Annotated in this window: 10 protein-coding genes; 2 read left to right on the top strand and 8 right to left on the bottom strand. The window is 56.7% G+C overall.

Features of this window, described 5'->3' with window-relative positions; all coding sequences use genetic code 11:
- Window positions 1-1,058: 1,058 nt before the first annotated feature.
- From IDH41_RS10005 to IDH41_RS09975, 7 genes are all read right to left on the bottom strand, one after another.
- Window positions 1,059-2,318 (bottom strand): extracellular solute-binding protein, encoded by a 1,260-nt coding sequence (locus IDH41_RS10005; RefSeq protein ID WP_190860572.1) that lies wholly within the window; start codon window positions 2,316-2,318, stop codon window positions 1,059-1,061.
- A gap of 18 nt (window positions 2,319-2,336) precedes the next feature.
- Window positions 2,337-3,899 (bottom strand): response regulator transcription factor, encoded by a 1,563-nt coding sequence (locus IDH41_RS10000; RefSeq protein ID WP_190860570.1) that lies wholly within the window; start codon window positions 3,897-3,899, stop codon window positions 2,337-2,339.
- Between the two features lie 54 nt (window positions 3,900-3,953).
- Window positions 3,954-5,723 (bottom strand): sensor histidine kinase, encoded by a 1,770-nt coding sequence (locus IDH41_RS09995; protein WP_190860568.1) that lies wholly within the window; start codon window positions 5,721-5,723, stop codon window positions 3,954-3,956.
- Between the two features lie 139 nt (window positions 5,724-5,862).
- Complete coding sequence (locus IDH41_RS09990; protein WP_190860566.1) at window positions 5,863-7,653, bottom strand: glycoside hydrolase family 66 protein; 1,791 nt, start codon at window positions 7,651-7,653, stop codon at window positions 5,863-5,865.
- 22 nt (window positions 7,654-7,675) lie between these two features.
- Window positions 7,676-8,509, bottom strand: coding sequence for a carbohydrate ABC transporter permease (locus IDH41_RS09985; RefSeq protein ID WP_190860564.1), 834 nt, complete (start codon window positions 8,507-8,509; stop codon window positions 7,676-7,678).
- A gap of 12 nt (window positions 8,510-8,521) precedes the next feature.
- Window positions 8,522-9,481: a carbohydrate ABC transporter permease gene (locus IDH41_RS09980; RefSeq protein WP_223829603.1), complete on the bottom strand. Its 960-nt coding sequence runs from the start codon at window positions 9,479-9,481 to the stop codon at window positions 8,522-8,524.
- A 97-nt stretch (window positions 9,482-9,578) separates the two neighbouring features.
- The gene (locus IDH41_RS09975; protein ID WP_190860562.1) at window positions 9,579-10,901 is read right to left on the bottom strand and encodes an extracellular solute-binding protein; all 1,323 of its coding nucleotides are present in this window, start codon (window positions 10,899-10,901) and stop codon (window positions 9,579-9,581) included.
- Between the two features lie 309 nt (window positions 10,902-11,210).
- Here IDH41_RS09975 and IDH41_RS09970 point away from each other — a divergent pair, with 309 nt between their 5' ends.
- Window positions 11,211-11,843 carry a TetR/AcrR family transcriptional regulator gene (locus IDH41_RS09970; protein ID WP_223829602.1) on the top strand — a complete coding sequence of 211 codons (633 nt, stop codon included), beginning with the start codon at window positions 11,211-11,213 and terminating at the stop codon, window positions 11,841-11,843.
- A gap of 32 nt (window positions 11,844-11,875) precedes the next feature.
- Window positions 11,876-13,060: a YhgE/Pip domain-containing protein gene (locus tag IDH41_RS09965; RefSeq protein ID WP_190860624.1), complete on the top strand. Its 1,185-nt coding sequence runs from the start codon at window positions 11,876-11,878 to the stop codon at window positions 13,058-13,060.
- Window positions 13,061-13,137: 77 nt separating this feature from the next.
- On the opposite strand, the gene IDH41_RS09960 is transcribed toward IDH41_RS09965, so the two are convergent.
- Complete coding sequence (locus IDH41_RS09960; RefSeq protein WP_190860560.1) at window positions 13,138-13,581, bottom strand: cell wall hydrolase; 444 nt, start codon at window positions 13,579-13,581, stop codon at window positions 13,138-13,140.
- Between the last annotated feature and the right edge of the window lie 79 nt (window positions 13,582-13,660).

Here is a 13,660-nt window from a genome sequence, read left to right as displayed (position 1 = left end):
ACGGCCTCCTGGCCTCTTTTTCGCCTCTAAGCACCAAATTGACTGGATGAAATCCAACATACGCCTCATCAAGGGGCGAATAAGGGGAAAGTTACTGCAAATATCCATTATGGCGACCAAGGTTGGATGATCCTGCGGCGAGGGCAGGCCATGCCGCGCGGCGGAATAGCTCGGCCGACTCCCTGATGGACGGTTGGCCCGCTACCATGGATTTCATCCAATATAGGCACGGTAAAAAAGGCCGGGAGGCCGTCTATACTGGATTTCATCCAGCGCGAGACGGCCTCCTGGCCTCTTTTTCGCCTCTAAGCACCTATTTGACTGGATGAAATCCAACATACGCCTCATCAAGGGGCGAACAAGGGGAAAGTTACTGCAAATAGCCATTATGGCGACCAAGGTTGGATGATCCTGCGGCGAGGGCAGGCCGTGCCGCGCGGCAGAATTGCTCGGCCGCCTCTCTGATGGACGGTTGGCCTGCTATCATGGATTTCATCCAATATAGGCACGGTAAAAAAGGCCGGGAGGCCGTCTATACTGGATTTCATCCGACGGCCTCCTGGCCTCTTTTTCGCCTCTAAGCACCAAATTGACTGGATGAAATCCAACATACGCCTCATCAAGGGGCGAATAAAGGGAAAGTTACTGCAAATAGCCATTATGGCGACCAAGGTTGGATGATCCTGCGGCGAGGGCAGGCCATGCCGCGCGGCGGAATTGCTCGGCCGCCTCCCTGATGGACGGTTGGCCCGCTATCATGGATTTTATCCAGTACGGAGACTTCAATAGGGCCGGGAGGCCGTCTATACTGGATTTCATCCAGCGCGAGACGGCCTCCTGGCCTCTTTTTCGCCTCTAAGCACCAATTTGACTGGATGAAATCCAACATACGCCTCATCAAGGGGCGAATAAGGGGAAAGTTACTGCAACTATCCATTATGGCGACCATGCGGCGGGGGGAGCCCATGCCGCGCGGTTGGATGAATAAGCGGCGGGGCAGGCCATACTGCGGTGCATGCGCCGTCGTGACTGCCCGGCCTTTTGCGCGGCGCCCAGCCTCACCCTGCCAGCAGCAGGTCGATTTCGGCGGCGGCTTTCGTCAGTCCGTCCTTCGCAGACAGCTTGCCCTGGAAGATTTGGGTCATGTAACCGGTATAGATCTTATCCATCGCGCTCCATTCCTTGACCGGCGGGCGCAGAAACGTATGCTCCAGCGCTTCCGTAAAGGGAGGGATGAACGATTCTCCCCTCGCTTTCATCTCCTTGGCCTCCACGTTGGTCGGAATAAGGCCGGTACGGGACATGGCGACCTGCGCGTCCTTGCCGATCATCCACTTCATGAACGCCCACGCCTGTTTCGGATATTTCGAGCCTCTCGGGATGACCAGATCTTCTCCGCCCAGAATGGAGGCAGGGCCGAAGGCGGGGAAGAAAGGGACCGCAACGGTGGAGCGGACGGCCCGCTCGAGCTCCTCGCCCTGGAACACGCTGTAGAACCACGGCCCGTCGTCCATCACGAGCAGCTTCCCCGTCTTCACGTCTTCCCAAAGATCGGCGCCGCCGTTAATAACGGCACCGTCGATGAGCCGCTCCTTATAGAGCGACAACAGCAGCTCGACCGCCTTCACCGTTCCTTCCCCGTTCAAATAGCCGGTCGCTCTCGTATACGCCTCGTCGGTCATTCGGCCTCCGAGCGCATACACATAGGGCAAGCTCTTCCACGCTTCGAGCCCGCTCATCCCGATCTTGTAGCCTTCCTTCCTCGCCAGCTCGATGACCTCTTGAAAGGCTGCTGGCGGCTTGGACAGGCCCGACTTCTCCAGAAGCTCGCGGCTGAAGATCGCGACCTTCGTGTTCATATTGACCGGCAGCGAATAATGCGCCCCGGCAAAGTAGCCGGCCGAGCCCGTATTGCTCTGAAGCGACTTCGTAACGTCATCGAAATCGTCATTGTCGCTAAGCGGGAGCAGAAGGCCGCTCTGCGCGAACTCGGATACCCACGCGATGTCCATGCGCACGACGTCCGGCGACCGGTTCGCGGAAGCTTTGGAAATGAGCGTATATTTGAGCTCCGCGTTATTATACTGCCGGACGGGACGAACGCGTATATCCGGATGCGCCTTCTCGAACGCCGGGAGGATCTGGTCCTCTAATATCCGGGTTTCCTCGTCGCTGTAAGTATGCCAAAACTCGATTTCGACCTTTTCGTTCTGATTCAGCCTGGCCACGCTGCTTTCATCCGATATGATCGACTGTCCTCCGCAGCCCGCGGCAAGAAACAGCATGCAGATTAACGCGATCAGCCTTCCCCTGGGCATTCGAATCCTCCTTATCCGCTACCGCTGATGCTTCTCCCGATATTCGACCGGCGTCATTTGGGTCGTCTTTTTGAACAGCTTGCTGAAATATTTCACGTCGTTAAAGCCGGCTTTCTCCGCGACCTCGTATATTCTGCACTCGTTCCGGACGAGCAGCCGCTTCGCTTCGCCGATCCGCAAATCGATCAAATAATCGATAAAGTTTTGCCCGGTCTGCTTCTTGAACAGGTTCGAAAAATAGCTCTTGCTCACATGGACCGAATCCGCCACGTCCTGCAGCGTCAAATCGTCGCGGTAATGCCGCTCGATGTAGGCGACCGCCTTCGCGACGAGCTGCCCGCCGTGCCCGTTATCGTTAAGCCGCAGCCGGTTCGGCTGCTCCATCTCCCGGACCAGGGCGCGCATCAGCTCCCCGAGCCGGCTAACCGTGTCGCAGCGCCAGACGCCGTCCCGGAAGCCCGTGACCGTCCTCGTGTCGCCGCTCGCGTAAGCGAAAGCCGACAGCAGCTCGCAAGCTTCCCGCTTCGTCTGCTCAGGGGACGGCCCCTCCCGCCTCCAGCGCGCGACGAAGCCGTCGAGGACGGCGCCACCGTCCTTCTCCGCGCGCACCAGCTCCAACATGGCGTGCCGGTTCATCTCCTCGAAGCGTCCGCCCGCCTCGTCGGCGCCGTTCGTCCCGTCATTCGTCCCGTCATGAACGAACACGCGGCCGGTCCCTTCGAAGAAGCGGCGCTCCGCGGCGGCGCGGCTTCGGCGATACGCCGTCTCCAGCCGCTCCGACGCCTCGACCTCGCAATAGCCCGCCGATACCGAAAGGCCGAGCTCCGCTTCCGCGCGCGCCTTGAACCGTTCGATCGAATGCCCGCCCGCCCCTTCGTCGCGGGGATAAAGGAGCAGCAGCCCCTCTCCCGCCAGAATCGGCGCGCTGCCCGTTTGGAACTGCTCGTAGAACAGCGCCTGCAAATCCTCGTATACGATGCTCGCGTGCAAATTGCCGTACCGCTCCCCCCATTCGCTTAAGCAGTCGGCCATGACGTAAGCGCAGACGTAAGCGGCGCCCCGCCGGCCGAACAGATCGGCGAAGCGCGTCTCCTCCCGGGCGCCCGCAAGCAAGCGGACGATGTCCTGCTCGATCCGCTTCCTCTCGAGCAGGGAGGTCTGCCGGGCAAGCCGCGTCTTCTCGTCGGCCTGCTTGCGGCAGCCCGCCAGCCTTTCCTTGCATCTGAGCAGCACGGCGATCAGCTCGTCGGCCTCCAGCGTCGGCTTCAGCAAATAATCGACGGCCCCGTGCTTCATCCCTTCGCGGACGTAGTCGAATTCGTTATAGCTGCTGATCAGCACGATTTGCAAGTCGGGATTGATCTTCAGCGCTTCGCGCGTAAGCTCGAGGCCGTCCATGACCGGCATTTTGATATCGGTGATCAGAATATCGACCGGCCTGTCGCGCAGCAGCTCCAGCGCGGCGAGGCCGTTCGCCGAGTCCCCCTCCACGGCGAGCCCGAGCTTCTCCCAGTCGATAAAGCTTTTGAGGCCGTTGCGGATGATCGGCTCGTCGTCCACGATTAAGACATGATCCTTCATGCTTGTATCCTCCTTCCAAGTTGCGCACCGCAAGATCATGCCGCCCGGCAAGGATTACCTTTGAAGCCGCAGAACGATGTGAACGCTAGTTCCGGCGCCAAGCTCGCTGACGATCGAGAGATCGGAGCCGGCTCCGTAATAGAGCCGCAGCGAATCGCGCACATGCTGCAGGCCGATTCCCGCTTTTTCGTCCGTTACCGCCGCATTCAGCCTCTCCAGCTTCCCGGGCGCGACGCCGGCTCCGTCGTCCTTCACTTCGAGGTGCAGCTCGCCGTGCCGCGCCCGCGCATGAATCGAAATGCCGCCTCCGCGGTTCAATGGAACGAAGCCGTGGAACACCGCGTTCTCGACGAGCGGCTGCAGCAGCATGCGCGGAATTTCCATGTCCTCAAGCCCCTGCCCGATATCGAGCGTTAACGTATATTTATGCTCGTACCGCATTTCAAGAATGACGATATATTTCCGAATGATCTCCAGCTCTTCCCCCAGCGCGATCATTTGACCGCTCTTGCCCATGTTCGCCTGCAGCAGCCTCGTCAGCGCCGCAAGACCCTGATCGGCCCGCTCCGTCTCGCCCGAACGGATCAGCCATCTCAGCGTGCTGAGCGTATTGTACAGGAAGTGGGGATGGATGCGATACGTGACGGCGCGCACCTCGGCTTCCAGCTTCTCGCGCTGCTCTTCCTCGATACGCGCCATCAGCTGCCCGATTTCATCGAGCATTTTGTTGAAATGCTTGCTCATGAGGCCGATCTCGTCCGAAGACTCGATCTTCGTCCTTACGCTCAGATCGCCCTGCTGCACCCGCCTCATCTCCAGCGTCAGCTGCTTGATCGGCTTCGTCACCCGCTTCGCGATCAAGAGGCCGATAAGAACCGCCACGAGCGCAAAGCAAGCCGACAGCGTCAAAATTCGGTTATGAAGCTTATCGAGCGCCCCCGTAATTTCTTCCGTAGGCACCGTGCCGACCAGCAGCCAGCCGTTGCTCAGCAGCTGCTTCACGCCGTAATAAGGAGTGCCGCCGCTTGCGAATTCGAATTCGGCCGCATCGCTGCCGACGATCCTCTCATGAAGGCTTCTCTCCGCTACCGGCTTGCCGATCCGCGACAAATCGGCATCGATCATCACGCGCCCTTCCGAATCGACGACGGTGTACCTCCCGGTCTCCCCCAGCTTGACCTGATGAATCGTATTCATGATCGCCCTCCCGTTCAAATTGACGACCAGCAGGCCGATCTGCTCCAGCGTCTGAAAGTCTTTCATGGCCCGGCTGACGGGCAGTACGAGATCGGTGTTCTCTCCGGCTCCGCTGAAGGGATCCTTGCGGAGCGGCTGCCATACGAGCTCCCCGTCCTTCTTCCTCGATTGCTCCACCCAGTCAAGCCCGGCAAGATCCGCCTTTCTCAGCTTGGGCGTGGAGAACGTGCCGCTGCCCCAGCCGATCCCGCCTTCTTGCAACAGATAGACGATTTTGACGAACGAGCTGGAATAGACGACGTTATTGAGCCGCGTATTCAACGATTGGGACATCTGAATCTGGGCGTTCAGCGGACTTGTCGTATAGCGCATGGCCGCCTGCTGCACTTCCAAATCGCCGTACAGCAGATCGGACGTATCGCTTCCCGCATTGAACATGGAGGACAGCGCGTCCGCGGTTTGTTTCGTCAGCTGAACGGCGGAAGCCCTTACGTTCTTCTTCACCAGCGCGGAGGATTCCAAATAAAAGGAGAAGCCCGATAGCGTTGTCGGGATGAGAATGAGAAACAGAAAAGCGACGATCACTTTGGAAGCGTAGCGGTTGGTCAGCCTTTCGAAACGCAGCATAGGATAGCCACCTTACTTTTGAGGGATACTACCAGTTTACCTCATGCGGAGCCGAAGGTTAAAAGACAAAAACAACCAAAGCGACCGATGGTTTAACGTCGTTCGCTCTGGCTTCTTCCGCGCGTCCTCGCAGGCGGTGTTACTTGTACGTCACTTGGAGCAAATCCCAATACTTCAGCCCGGGGAGCCTAAGCGTCACGACGCCGTCCTTCTGCTCGAAGTCTAGCTGCACGGGCGAGCCGTCGTAATAATCGGGCGAAGCGAACATAATCCCGGCGACTTCGTCCCCGGCCTTGAACGAGACGGCGACGTCGCTGCGCTCCGCGGGAGCTGCCTGCTTGCCCTCGTCATCCCGCCATTCCAGCGTCGTCGCGTCGGCGAAGTTGAGGAAATGGACGATGTCGCTGCCGCCCTTCCGCTTGGCGAACGACCAGACCTTCCCGATTTCCGGCTCGGCCGAAACGGCAAGCTCTCCCGCCCCTTCCGCGGCGAGATCGGACGGTTCCAGCCCGTCGCGCAGAATGTTCTGGTACACGACCAGGAAGTCGTAATACCGGATGAGCTGCTCTTCCAGCTCGGCAGGAATCCGGAGGTTTTTGTTCGGAAAATACTCCTTCGCGAGCATGTTCTCCCCGAGCTCCAAGTGGGAGCCGCCGGAGGCGAAGATGACCGCGTCGGTCAGCAGCACGCCCGGCGTATTGAACTCGCCAGCCGCGTCCGCCAAATCGTAGTTCATGTAGGCGGCGAGCACGGTGTTCAGCTTGTTTTTGCTATATTTGCCGTTCTGGTCGATGATCGCCTTCAGGTCCGCGTACTTCGGATGCGATTCCCATACCTCCGTGTACAAAAATTCGAGAGGCGCCTGCGTCGCCAGGAACGGCTGCCCGTACTGGCCGACCGCGTTCATGACGTAGTCGACGTCCAGCTTCTCCTTCGCCGCCTTCAGGAACGAGACATAGCCTTCGGACAGCTTGGCGGACCGGCCTTCACCGTTCCAGAGCGAGCCGCGGTCTCCCAGCTGGTCGACATGCCAGCCGTCGAAGGCGAGATGCCCGAACGTTTCGATCTCCTTGCCGATCAGGTACGCTTGCCATTCGGGATTCATCGGATCGTACAGCATAATGTCGCTTGCCCAGCTGTCCGGCAGCGGATGCTTATCCTGATTCGTCAGCGTCGGATCGCGGAACAGTCCCCATTCCCGCTTCACGCCGTCCGCTTCCGCGCCCTCGTAAGCGCCGAACAGCAAATTGTAGTTCATCGCTTTCATGTTTCGGTCATGCGCGAGATCGATGTAGCCTTGGACCGTATCGAAGGCGACGGGACGGTTCGCGATGTCCGGCCATTCCGCCGCGGGCTTGCCGCCCTCGAGCTTCAGCGGCTGATGGTGCTTGTACTGCCAGTCGTAGAACTGGATGCCGTTAAGGTGGAACCGGTTCAGCCGTTCGATGACGGCCGCCCGCTCCTCTTCCTTCATCGCGTGGAAGTCCGCGAGGTAGCCATAGCGCGGAAACTTGCTCCAGTCGGAGGAAACGTCGACGGCGATATTCAGGCGATCCTTCGCCTCGCCGCCCGATGTAACGAACACTTCGGCCATATAGCCGAGTCCGTCCTCCTTCGGCGCCGTCCAATCCCACGTGACTTGCTCGCCTTCCGACTCGATCTCCTGCCTGCCGACCGTCTCGCCGAGATGGCGGTACTGCACGACGATCGTCGCTTCCGGCTCTGCCTTGGCCAGCTCGAGCGTAAACTTGACGGCCTCGCCCGGCTTGTAAGCCGCCTTATCCGTCGACAGCTTCTCCATCGCTCCGCTTCTTTGCACCGTTTCGGCCTTGATCGCCCGATCGCCGCTGCACCCCGCGGCCGCAGCCGCAAGGAGGCAGCCGGCGAGCAGGACGGACGCCGTTCTTATTTTGCCGCGATTCGATTGCATCGGTTGACTCCCATCCGCGTATTTAGCCTTTCACGCCGCCTTCGTTAAACCCGCTCTGCACGAACCGCTTCTGAAAAAGGATATACAGCAGCACGGTCGGCAGCAGCGCGATAATCGAGGCCGCAAAAATCCAGGAGTAGTTCGTCGCGTACTTGTCGTTGAACATGAGGAGCGCGATCGGCAGCGTCCGCATCGCTTCGTCCTTGATGATGACGAGCGCGGTGAAATACTCCTCCCATGTCCCCTGGAACGAAAATATGGCAAGCGTCGCGATTGCCGGCATCGACTGAGGGAGGTAAATGTTCCAGAAGATGCGCCAGTTGCCGCCGCCGTCGATCAGCACCGACTCCTCGTACTCCTTCGGAATGCTCTGGAAGAAGCCCCGCAGGAAGAACGCGCTGCCGACGACGCCGCCTCCGATGTAAATGAGCCACAGTCCCCCGTACGTATCGACGAGGCCGAGCGATTTGACGATCAGAAATTGCGGAATAATGTTGATCACGCCGGGAATCATCATCGTCAGCAGAAACGTGCGGAACAGAAATTCCTTCCCCGGGAACGTGAACCGCGCGAAGCCGTAGGCGGTCAGGCAGCCAAGGAACAAGCTGCCCGTCATCGCGACCAAGGTCACGACGCTGCTGTTCAGAAAGTATCTCGCGAAATTGTTTTTGCTCCACACCAGCTTGTAGTTGTACAGGTCCGGCACGACGGAGAACACTTCCTTCGGACGCGGCAGCGAGTAGGCGCCCTTGATGAAGCTGGTCAAGATCATGTAGACGAAGGGGAACAGGAACGAGAGCGCTCCAAGCGCAATAATCGCGTAGACGAGAAGCTGTATGGGCCATTTTGTTTTCATTGCCGTCCCCTCCTACAAAAACCGCTGGTTGCCGAATTTTTTCATCTGGGTGTACGTCAGCGCGAACACGGCGATGCCCATCATGACGGCGACTGCGGATGCGTAACCGAAGTTGAAGTTTTTGAACGCCTGCAGGTACATCAGGCTCGGCAGCGTCTGCGTCTGGTCCATCGGACCGCCGCGCGTAATGAAGTACACCTGCGGGAAAAAGTTAAAGGCGCCGTTGACCAGGTTGATCAGAACGAATGCCGTAACCGGTCCAAGCATCGGAACCGTAATGCTCCAAAATTGCTTCGTGCCGTTCGCGCCGTCGATCGCCGCCGCTTCGTAATATTCCTTCGAAATGCCCTGCAGCGCCGCCAAGTAGATGACAACGCCCCAGCCGACCGTTTTCCAAATATGGAACAGCCAGATGACGACCATGGCCGACCAGTAATTGGACAGGAAATTGATCGGTTCGCTGAACAAGCCGAGCTGCTTGTAGAGAATATAGTTGATCAGGCCGTATTCGCCGCCCGCGAACAGAAAGCGGAACAGGAACGCGACCACGATCCAGGACGTGATGATCGGCAAATAGTAGACCGTGCGGAACACGATTTTGTGCTTCACGAAATGCAGGTTGATCAACACGGCGAACACGATCGCGAGCAGCCAGTTGACCGGAACGGTTACCGCCACGTTCAGAAACGTGTTCCGGATGGCCATCAGCACTTTATTGTTCGGATCGGTGAACGCCGAAACGTAATTGTCGAAGCCGACGAACGGATTGTTCGCGCCCGGCATGATGCTGTAGTCTTGAAAGCTGATGACGATGTTCCGGATCATCGGGTAGATGACGAATACGGCCGTACCCGCGACGCCGAGAAAAATAAACGGCAGAACCGCCATCCATTGCTTCAAGCCTTTCTTGAGCTTCGAGCCCGCCCGGGGATCGCGCCCGGGTACCGGCTGCCCCGTCATTGGAATTGACATGCTGCGGCTCCTTCCCTATCGCTTTCGGTTGCGGCCCTCCCCCATCGGTACCGGCGAAGGAAGGCCGCTTCTTGTCGGTGTTCTCGCGCTTTGCGCGTTACTGGGCCAGGATGGCGTCGATGCTCTTGGCCGCTTCGTCGAGCGCCGCCTTCGGGTCGAGCTCTCCGCGGACCGCTTTCTCGAATGCTAGGTTAACGATGCCTTCCATCTCGCCGTATTGCGGAATCGGCGTGCGCGGCAGCGCCGTCTCCAGCTGCTTCACGAACTCGGTTACGAACGGAGTCTCCAGGAATGCCGGATCGTTGGCCGCCGTTTTGTTCGTCGGAATGAGGCCCAGCTTGCTCATGATCTTCTGCGGCTCCTCGCCGAGCATCCACTTCGCGAACGTCCACGCCTCCTGCGGGTGCTTGGAGTTCGCGAAGATGACCAGATCCTCGCCGCCGACGACCGAATGGCTGCCGGCCGGGCCGGCCGGTATGAGGCCGCGCACCGTCTGCTCGAGCGGCTTGAACGCGGACTCCGCCTCGTTCATCAGAATGCTGTAGAACCAAGGGCCGTCGTCGATCATCATATACTCTTTGTTTTTCATGCCGTCCCACGCGCCCGGCTCGCCGCCGAGAATCGTCGGCGTCACGAGTCCCTCGTTATGCCAGCGCACGATCGTCTCCAGCGCCTTCACGCTTTCCGGGCTGTTCAGGAATCCGTCCGCTTTCGTGTAATCCTCGCTAGTCAGCTTGCCGCCGAGGCTCCAGAAGTAAGGCGATGCCGCCCATACGTTCGCGCCGCCGATGCCGATCGCGCCCGGCTTGCCTTTCGCTACCGCCTGCTTGGCCGCCGCCTCCAGCTCCTCCATCGTCTCCGGCGCCTTCGTTACGCCGATTTCATCCAATACCGCTTTATTGTAAATCGCGATTTTCGTATTTGTATTGACCGGAACGCCGTAATAGCCGCCGTCGTACGCGTTCGTCTCCATCGGCGCCTCGAACACGTTCGCTTTAATCTCGTCGAAGCCTTCGAGCTTGCTCACGTCTTGAAGAGCGCCCATCTTCGCGAACTCCGGCACCCAAATAATATCCATCCGCATCAGGTCCGGCGCCGCGTCGCCCGCCACGCCCGCGATGACCTGCTCCTTCAGCCCTTCGTACGGCATTCTCGTCAGCTTCAGCTCGATGCCCGGATGCTCCTCCTCGAAGAGCGGCTTGATCTCCTCGGTCAGCACCTTCTCCTCCTGGTCGCTGTACGTGTGCCAGTACTCGATCGTTACTTTTTTGCCGGGCTCCGCCCCCGCATTCCCGCTTTCGTTCGCCGGCGCGTTCCCGCCGCTATTGGCCGGATCGTTATTGCCGCCGCTGCAAGCCGCAATCGTGAATGCCATCGTCGCCGCCAGAACTCCATATGCGATTGCTTTGTACCTTTTCATGAATGAGACCCTCCTTCTCGTGTGCGATGCTTCCCCATTATGCTTTGAAAGCGGTTTACACGAAACCGTTTCCATTACGCTTTCGGTGTCTCTTTTTACTGGGATGACGATGGCTTATCGCAGCGGACGAACGGCAAGGTGCAATATGTTGCGGCGATCGCAGCAACATATTGCACCTTCGTTCGGGGAACTTCTCGAAAAAAGTAAGTAATTACTCACTTTTTCATTGACGGACTATCGATCCGGGTGGTATAACGTTAGTAGGTGAGTGATTACTTACTTTTGTGAATCGGAAGAGAGGTTACCCCATTGACCAAAAACAATCTATTTAATGAAATGCACTTGCCCGAAAAGCTGACCGCAAAGCAGGAACGGATTATCGAGTCGGCTATTCGGCTGTTTGCCGAAAAAGGCTATTCCAATACTTCGACCGCCGAAATCGCCAAAGCTGCCGAGGTTTCAGAAGCAAGTATCTTCAAGCAATACGGGACGAAAGACAAGTTGCTTCTGTCGCTTATTATCCCTTGCTTAAAGGAACTGTTTCCTGCTATGGCCGATGAAGTGCTTCATACCGTCATGAGCAAAGCGGTCACTTTCGAAGACTTTTTAAGGGGATTTCTAAAAAACCGCGTGGAGTTCATCTCGGAAAATAGAGAAATTTTTCAAGTCGTCATCAAAGAAATCGTATATAAAGAGGAATTAAAAAACGAGCTCCTTCCTTATCTTTCGGAAATCGTTACCTCACGTTTGTCCAAAGTCATAGCATTTTTTAGAGAACGGGGCGAATTCATCGATATCCCGGCGGATACCATCTTGAAAATGCTTTTCACATTCGTAGGGGGATTCTTTGTTTCCCGCTTTGTATTGTTAAACTTGCGTTCCATTGACGATCGTGAAATCGAAGATGCCATCCGTTTTGTTATGGATGGCATTCGAAAATAAAATCCATTGAAATGAGGTGCTGACCGTTGGAAATTTTCAAAAACAGACTGGTTATGTTGTCGCCTATTATCGCTTTCGTCATTCTATTCATTTTCACGCTTACGCTTATCCCATCCGTTCAGGTCCAGCCTAGAAATTTGCCCATTGCAATCGTTAACGAAGACGAAGGAGTAGAAATTCCAAATCATCCAATGATGAATATGGGGCAAACCGTGGTTGACATGATGCAAAAAACATCGGCAACAACATCTGGCGAGGATCCCGCTGTAAAATGGGTGGAAGTAAAGAGCGTTGAAGAACTGCAAGAGGCATTAAATAATCAAGAGTATTACGCGGCTCTTGTCATTCCGAAGGAATTTAGCGTAAAGCAAGCTTCTTTGGGCACGGCAACGCCCGTCTCGCATCAAGTCGAAATCTTCATTAATCAAGGCATGAATACGGCGGCATCCACATTGGCAGGTCAAATCATAAACGGAGTCGTCGATACCATGAACAACAAGGTTCGTGACCAGCTCCTTGAAGCCTTTAAAAGCAAAGATGCGACGCTCACCGTTGAGCAAGCCTCCCGTTTGGCAGCCCCCGTTGCCAGGAAGGTTACCACCGTAAATGAGATCGGATCGAAAAGCGCAAACGGCAATTCCCCCGTTTCCTTATTCCAGCCGCTTTGGATGGCATGTATGGCAAGCTCTGCGGTCCTTTTTATAGCGGTCAATAAGACTATGGTTAAAGCACGAACTGAAAACCTCCCCGCAAAGTTCATGCAGATCGTCATGGGGGCTATTGTTGCAATAGTCGTTGGATTTGGATTAACCTGGCTCGCCGAGAGTATGGCCGGACTGGAAATCCCCCGTTTTGCGGATACCGCGTTATTCTTAACGATTGCGTTTTTCAGCTTTTTCCTGATGATATCGGCAGTTATGTCCTGGTTGGGCATCAAAGGAATCGCCATATTTGCCTTACTCCTTTTCTTTGGCGCACCATTACTGGCTCTTGCTCCCGAAATGATGTCCCCGTTCTACCAAAACGGGGTATACCCTTGGCTGCCAATGCGTTTCATGGTAGAAGGTCTTCGAGAGCTGTTCTTCTTCGGTAAAGGATTGAGTTGGAATCATGCCTTATCCTCGCTCACATGGATCGGCTCTGTAAGCAGCATCATGATCCTCGCTTCTGTTTTGAAACCTCGCGCAGTACAAGAGCGGCAAAAACTCAATGGATAATACGATTGCGAAAAAAAGCAACCGCTCGTTCAGAGCGGTTGCTGCCAATGGGATTCTCGGCTGATTTCGTCCTAAAGTTAAAAAATATTGTATACATTTTCGCATTCTTCCGCGGTCGGCTCATAAAAACAGTGAAGCTTGTATCGTCCAACATGCGGCTGATCGTACCAGGTCGGCGGACATGGCTCGGGAGCTTCGGCCGTCCCGGGACGGAAATACCAGAGGGCGTATTTCGCCGGCCAATACCGCTCCCCGTTCACGACCCGCTGCGCCAGACGCCGCTCTCTATCTCTCGCCTTTTCGTAGTACATGCCATGCAGCAGCGCTTCAAACGCATGCGGCTGGTTGATCATTTGCGGAATGGTCCAAAGTCCTTTAAAATCGGAGCAATTCGCTCTTACTCGATTAATCCCGACGTTTCCGACAAGGAGCATCCCCATTTCGCCTTCGCCTACGGCTTCGGCTCGGAGCAGCCTCGCCAACATGTCAATATCCCTGCTTCTGGCTTTTACGACGGCCATCGGCTCACCTCTTTAGTTGATCTAAACCCATCATATTGTAGGCGAAACGGATGTGTTACGATGCCAAGCATCAAACCGG

Origin of the sequence: Paenibacillus arenilitoris, from assembly GCF_014705655.1 — a bacterium.
Classification (GTDB): Bacteria; Bacillota; Bacilli; order Paenibacillales; family Paenibacillaceae; genus Pristimantibacillus; species Pristimantibacillus arenilitoris.
Note: the sequence above shows the minus strand (reverse complement) of the source record. Positions and strands in the feature narration are given on the sequence as shown.

Coding starts and splice junctions, on each gene's coding strand:
- IDH41_RS10000 (WP_190860570.1), bottom strand. CDS start 3,899: ATGAAGGATCATGTCTTAATCGTGGACGACGAGCCGATCATCCGCAAC.
- IDH41_RS09995 (WP_190860568.1), bottom strand. CDS start 5,723: ATGCTGCGTTTCGAAAGGCTGACCAACCGCTACGCTTCCAAAGTGATC.
- IDH41_RS09980 (WP_223829603.1), bottom strand. CDS start 9,481: ATGTCAATTCCAATGACGGGGCAGCCGGTACCCGGGCGCGATCCCCGG.
- IDH41_RS10005 (WP_190860572.1), bottom strand. CDS start 2,318: ATGCCCAGGGGAAGGCTGATCGCGTTAATCTGCATGCTGTTTCTTGCC.
- IDH41_RS09985 (WP_190860564.1), bottom strand. CDS start 8,509: ATGAAAACAAAATGGCCCATACAGCTTCTCGTCTACGCGATTATTGCG.
- IDH41_RS09960 (WP_190860560.1), bottom strand. CDS start 13,581: ATGGCCGTCGTAAAAGCCAGAAGCAGGGATATTGACATGTTGGCGAGG.
- IDH41_RS09990 (WP_190860566.1), bottom strand. CDS start 7,653: ATGCAATCGAATCGCGGCAAAATAAGAACGGCGTCCGTCCTGCTCGCC.
- IDH41_RS09975 (WP_190860562.1), bottom strand. CDS start 10,901: ATGAAAAGGTACAAAGCAATCGCATATGGAGTTCTGGCGGCGACGATG.